The organism is Cytobacillus sp. MT66, assembly GCF_058792595.1.
Genome location: NZ_JBXAFB010000049.1, coordinates 1 through 1,001 on the forward strand (window position 1 = coordinate 1; position 1,001 = coordinate 1,001).

Here is a 1,001-nt window from a genome sequence, read left to right on the forward strand (position 1 = left end):
CCCACTAGCGTTGCACAGCTGTTATTAATTTGAATATTTGTAATTATTTTACATTACCTTTTATTCCAAATGGAGAAAAAGAGGCGAACATAGGTTAAATCGACCTTGTTCCCTTTTTTTACCAATATTATAACTTTACTTTTATTTATATTTTTCTTTAATTAGGGCGACAGAACCAAACAACGGAGGCGTTTTTATATTAGGTTTAGGTACCTTTTGCCTTCCCTTCGATGGTCTTTTCTTTCGATTGAGTTCTTTTATTAATTTTTTAAATGGTTGATAAAGATACGTTTGAAGACATCGAAAGAAATTCCACACCGTATTTTTTGATCCTGTTTGCAGTTTAATGATGAGTGAAATTCCAAGAGCGATTAGAGCTAAGAACATCTGGTTCCAAATGCCTTGCGGCTTTGTACTCCAGATATTTTTAAACCTTAGATGCTGCTTAACCCATTTAAAGAAGGTTTCTATAAGCCAACGGTTGCGGTATATCTCCATTATTTGTTGATCTGTAAGATCGAATCGTGATGTTAAGATTCTGTAGGTTCGACCTTTGTCATCATTAAATTCAATATACCTTAGAGGTTTCTTTGAAACCCCGTATAGTACCTTAGAATCACTTTTGATTGATGGATGTGTTGGCTCGTATTCCTCAAATGGATATAAACGGAGGTTCTTAGTTATCCTTGTTACAAACTTGATTTCCTTCTCTTGCCAATCCATTAAGTTATCCTTTGAAGGATAACCTCTGTCCATCACATAGGTTGCATCATCGTCTTCTTCTATAATAAATGGAGAACTTTCGAAATCACTCACATTACCAGTAGATGGGATAATTTTATCTGGAAAAACGGTACCAGTTGAAAGGACTACCAATCTTGTATGCATTTTAACTGCATTATGCCCTTTGGATATGGAAGCCCAATCACAAAAAGACATTGGAAGCTTAAGTTCGGTAGAGTCAATAATTTTTAACCTTCCGATTCCGTTAGGAATCCCTG

Annotated in this window: 1 protein-coding gene; it reads right to left on the minus strand. The window is 35.3% G+C overall.

Going from position 1 to position 1,001, the window contains the following annotated elements; translation table 11 throughout:
* Positions 1–141 precede the first annotated feature (141 nt).
* The coding region (locus AC1Q59_RS24760) for an IS4 family transposase (RefSeq protein WP_492368526.1) at positions 142–1,001 on the minus strand (860 nt) is incomplete at its 5' end.